General features: G+C 55.5%; 5 protein-coding genes. All 5 read right to left on the reverse strand.

Going from position 1 to position 5,176, the window contains the following annotated elements; genetic code table 11:
* Positions 1–646: hypothetical protein (locus ACWVCN_RS11055; RefSeq protein WP_455245759.1), on the reverse strand; the 646-nt coding region annotated here is incomplete at its 3' end.
* Between the two features lie 42 nt (positions 647–688).
* Positions 689–1,807 carry a glycosyltransferase gene (locus ACWVCN_RS11060; RefSeq protein ID WP_455245760.1) on the reverse strand — a complete coding sequence of 373 codons (1,119 nt, stop codon included), beginning with the start codon at positions 1,805–1,807 and terminating at the stop codon, positions 689–691.
* On the reverse strand, positions 1,804–2,838 hold the full coding sequence (gene waaF, locus ACWVCN_RS11065; protein ID WP_455245761.1) for a lipopolysaccharide heptosyltransferase II: 1,035 nt from the start codon (positions 2,836–2,838) through the stop codon (positions 1,804–1,806). The genes ACWVCN_RS11060 and waaF (ACWVCN_RS11065) overlap by 4 nt, the downstream gene beginning before the upstream one ends.
* Before the next feature lie 45 nt (positions 2,839–2,883).
* A complete protein-coding gene (gene waaF / locus ACWVCN_RS11070; RefSeq protein WP_455245762.1) occupies positions 2,884–4,593 on the reverse strand; it encodes a lipopolysaccharide heptosyltransferase II in 1,710 nt (569 codons plus the stop codon).
* On the reverse strand, positions 4,586–5,176 hold a 591-nt coding region (locus ACWVCN_RS11075), incomplete at its 5' end, for a tetraacyldisaccharide 4'-kinase (RefSeq protein ID WP_455245764.1). The genes waaF (ACWVCN_RS11070) and ACWVCN_RS11075, both read right to left, overlap by 8 nt.

The raw sequence follows: 5,176 nt of genomic DNA on the forward strand, positions 1-5,176 counted from the left end.
CTACAAATCCGACGAGCAAGATCACGTTTGGAGCTGGCACGAGCCCTTGATTGAACCGACTGAGCGCAGGTCGTACGAATCGCGCGAACAACAGCCCCCACAATGCAATGGCTGTCGCTTCTAACAGAAGAAAGCCCAGTACCATTCCGGCCCACTTTCCGCTATTGTGCACTTCCGCGCCGGTTTGCTCGGCCGCTTGAGACCCCTGAAGCCCGTTCTCTTGCAGTTGCGTCATCAAATCGCCAACATACTCGAAGAAGACGAAATTCAATCGCTGCTGGTTGAAGTGGTAATACCCAACATCAACAAGTAAAAGGACTATCAGAAACAGTCCGGTGACGGTTCCAGTTGCAACGAAACTCCAACGCCAGCCGGAGACGGCCTGGTTTGTCCTGCGCAGGAAACTGGCTCGCATCCAACACAGCCCCCTCCATATACCGGCGAATCCAGAAACCAATAGTACGGCAATACTCGCTGTAATCAGATCCGCGCGAAACCCGGTAAAGAGTGTCTTCGCGAGCACACTCGTTGTAGGGAATTCCGTCACCATAACTTCTGGGAGCAGAAAGTAGCGCTCCATCTGCTGGATCGCCAGAAACAGCACCCACCAAAACACCAGATTCTCTTTAAACGACCAGGTAGGCATACGCACCATTGGCCAGAATTCTACATAACTACGCAAGGTATTCTATCGCATGATTTTCACGGCACCGACGAGGCTCTGATAGACGCCCTCCATTCGATCCAACATCTTCTCGATCGAATAAGAGGCTTCGACCAATGCCCTTCCTTTGGCTCCCATACGATGTCGAAGTTCTGGATTGTCCAATAAGGCGAGGATTTTTTCGGCCAGGGCGCTTGAATCGCGCGGAGGAACAACGAACCCTGTCTCACCGTCGATGACGACATCGGGAATCGAGCCGACCGTTGTTGAAACTACCGGTATTCCCATGGCCAGTGCTTGCATGAGCACTTGAGGAATCGTATCCCCCTCCACAGACGGAATGGCAAAGACATCCAACGACCGAAACACGTTCAAAAGATCGTCTCGAAACCCCAGCATCCTGATCCGTGAGGTCAACTGACGTTGCTCAATGAGTCTGCGGATTGTTTGTTCCTCAGGACCTTCTCCCACAATGATGAAGGTGACGTCCTCCCGTTTCGTCGCGATCCGTCCGGCCGCATCGATAAAATATTCATGCCCCTTATACGTTCGTAAATACGAAATCAAGCCGACTAGGAGCTGGCCGTTCGTCAGGCCGAGTTCGTGCCGAAGATCGGGATCGGGAGGCGCGGGGTGAAAGTATTCGACATCAAGTCCGATTGGAAACGCCGCAACCCGGTCGGCGGCTAATCCGTCCCGTTCGATAAGACCACGTCTGGTCCGTTCCCCGCCGGTAACGACCACCATATCGACCAAGCCGCGATAAAGCAGCTGCGTGGTCAGATTGCGATTCAGCGGCGTCGAAATATGTCGAATCCGTATGACCTTCGGCCTTGACCGAACCAATCGAGCCGCAATGGACCCAATCCAACTGTCCCGGGAACTGTTGACCTGAAGTATCGCAGGCCGATCACGCTGCAACAGGCGTCGCATGGCGAGTATCGCCTGAGGATACCGAGATCGCCGCATCGACATCAGTGCAACAGGCAGGTTCCTCTCAACCGCCATTTTCGCAATCGGGCTTCCCGGTTCAAGAATCAGAAACAATCGGTGCCCACGCTTCATTAACCCTTCTGCATGGAGCAACACCGCCAATTCCTGTCCCCCGACCGCCGTACTGGATTCCGCGATGAAAATGTTCACGAAGGCTTCGCCTTGGGCCGATGTTGGAGGCTTCTAAAGGCAGCAGCAGCCTGATCCGGCGTGATGTTTGTCAGGCAGGCAAGCCGTTGCTCGTTGGCACAGGAACGACGGAAACAAGGGCGGCAAGAGATCTCATGAGTCAAAACCCTGTGACCAGGTCCGTACGGGCCGGTCCGTACGGGACTTGTCGGGCCGAACAGCGCAACCACCGGCGTGCCGACTGCCGCGGCAATATGCATAGGACCGGAATCATTCGTAATAAGCGCCGCCGCCTTGCCTAATAAAGCCGGCAAGTACTCAATCGGGAGCGCTCCGGCAAGGTCGATCGCATTTGTCTTCATCATGCTCTTCACCGCCGCGACATCCGCACGCTCATCAGGTCCTCCAAGAAATAGCACAGGACCGGAACCCTCTGTGTTGAGCCGATCCGCCAGAGCCGCAAACGACGACGCGGGCCATCGTTTCGTCGGCCACCTGGCCGCGATAGTCATGGCCACCCATCTCGCCCCCGGGGCAAGACCTGATAGACGCAAGAGACGGTCGACGTGTTCGTGATCGGATTGAGGAACCCGAAAAGAGAATTCCGCATGACCAGATTTTGCCCCCATCGCCTCCGCCACCAACAGGTAGCGATCAACCGCATGCATCTCCGTTGTCGAAACGGAAACGCGTTGGTTATACCACCAGGCCCCGCCTTCACGCGCATTTGCAAACCCGATTCGACGAGGTGCCCCGCTCAACCACGCCGTCGTCGCACTTCGAAACAGCCCCTGTAAGTCGACGGCAACGTCGAACTTTTCGGCTCGCAGAGCCGGCACTTGAGAAAGCCAGCCTTTCAAACCTGAACCAACCGCCCAAACCCGATCGACTCCATTTATTCGCTCGACAAGCCCGGACCACTGGCGCTTGACCAGCCACGTTACAGTAGCGGACGGGTATGCATGACGCAAGGCAGCCACAGTCGGCATGGCATGCACGATATCACCGAGTGAACTCGGCTTGATGAGCAGGATGTGGCGATAGTCAGCCATCACCTCATCTCCATTTTCAACCTTGTTACTATTCGCCCGTTGCGGCTAGCGTGTCGTGACAGATGACTGGCTATTCTGCGCGACATCCTGAAAGATCCAATCTGCTGCTTCCACCAACGACTTCGTTACCTTATCCGGCATTGCCTGTTCAACCCGTAGCATTTCCAACGCCTGTGCATCGACTGGCTCTGTCGTAAGCAGGATGGCTCTCGCTCCAACCATCTTCGCTAATTGCATGTCTCTCACATGATCCCCAACGAGATACGAGCGCTGAAGATCCAGGTGCAAATCCGCGACAGCCCGATCGACCATCGCCCTGCCAGGCTTGCGACAACGACACCCATCGTCCGGATGGTGAGGGCAGAAATATATCGCGTCGAGAACCGCGCCCTCCTGCTCCAGCAACCCCTGCAGCCTCGCATGAATGGCTTCCAGTTCTTTCAGCGTGAACATACCGCGCCCGACACCGGATTGATTCGTGACAACAATCAACTTTGCACCGGCGGCCTTGAGACGGGCCAAGGCCGATGATACTCCCGGCAACAGTTTCAACTCAGCAGCCGAAGTCACGAAGCCCGGGTCGTAGTTCAATGTCCCATCACGGTCAAGAAAAACAGTGACACCGTTCAACGGGGTACGCGGCAACGGGCCTGGTACCGGCATAGAAGCGTCCACCGGAAGTCTCTCGCTTCTCTTCTCCCGCATAGAGCCAAAAAGTTTCTCCGCTGCCTCAACGACCTGATCAACCGAAATCCCTGTCATACATCGATGATCGATCGGGCATTCACGCTGTAAACAGGGGGCACAGTCGACCGGCTGACGCACAAGTGCGTGGTTCTTTCCATATGGTGAAGTGGTCCGCCAGTCGGTCGGTCCGAAGACTGCGACGACTGGAACCTGAAACGCCGCAGCGATATGCATGGGGCCCGTGTCGTTTGTCAGCAGGAATGCACACCGTTTAAGCACGGCCATCAACTCGCGAATGGTTGTCATCCCGGACAACACCGCTGACTGTGCCAAAAGCCCTCTCGCGATTTCACGGCCAAGTTGTTCCTCCCCCTTTGATCCCAGAATGACTACCGACACCGCTTTGCCCGCCGATTCACTCAATATCCGACATAATCGGTCAGTCGATTCCGCAAACCTTTCGGGCAACCACCGTTTCGCTCCGCCATAGGTGGAACCTGGGTTGACACCGACTACAAGATCCGCGGGAGAAATCCCGGCCCGCTCAAGACGTCCAGCCATCTCACGTTCTTCTTCTTGCGTAAGGAAGAGCTCCGGAGAAGGAGGTCCATCGGTCAAACCCATCGGTCTTAAGAGATTCCAATAGTATTCGACTTGGTGCACATGAGATCGGCGATCGGGCACGACTATCGGATCTGAGAGGAAAAGACTTCTGCCGTCTGTGGCATAACCATACCGACGCGGAATTCTGGCTATAAAGGACAAGAAGGCCGCTTCAAAGGCGTTCTGAAACAACAGCGCGAAATCGAAATCTGCTCTTCTCAGCTCTTGAGCCAGCGTCCATTTTCCCGTCAGACCCGCGTGGCGCCCCTTGTCTTCATAAGGAATAATTTGATCGATCGCCGGGTGTTCCTTGAATAAGCTTGCTACCGACGGCCTTACAAGAGCTGAGATCTTCGCCTCCGGTGCTATCTGCCTGAGCCCTCGAAGAGCCGGCTCACACATCACGGCGTCACCAAGCCAATTTGGCCCACGTACAAGAATATTCTTCGGCGTTCCGCTACGCACAGGGTATCACCTGCTTGGCGGCCAAAGTTTCCATAATGACGGAGCGAAGGCGATCTTCACCGACCGCCAATTCAGTGGTGAGCCTGACGGCCCACCAGTTATCGTCACCCGGGGAGAGCAAGGGCTCTACCTTTCCTGCATCCTTTTCCGTCGTCACCACCAAATCCGCCTTCAGCTCGTCAACCTTCTTGCGCAGGCGATCGATATCGCCAGGAGTGTAGCGATGATGATCAACATACCGAATCTCTTCAACCACGGAAAGACCCATTCTTTCTGACAGAGATCGAAACGAGCCTGCATGGCCGATTCCACTACAGAGCAGGGCTCTCTTGCCGCAACACCATGAAGAAGGGTGCTCCTCTCCCGTCTTTACGGAAACAAGAGCGTCCGGCCGAAATATGGCTTCCACTGGCTCGAAACGAGATCCGATAGCCTTATACAAGCGCTGAGTGACCTCTGTCACTTGCGCAGCATCATCAGCTCTTGTTATCAGGATCACCGTCGCACGTCCTGCAGCCGACAGCGGTTCCCGCAATCGGCCTGTAGGCACGACCGCTCGTAACCCCTCCGGATCAGTAGCGTC

Source organism: Petrachloros mirabilis (genome assembly GCF_975968855.1).

Bases quoted from the DNA above. Each gene is read 5' to 3' on its own strand.
- waaF (WP_455245761.1), bottom strand. From the start codon at position 2,838: ATGGCTGACTATCGCCACATCCTGCTCATCAAGCCGAGTTCACTCGGT.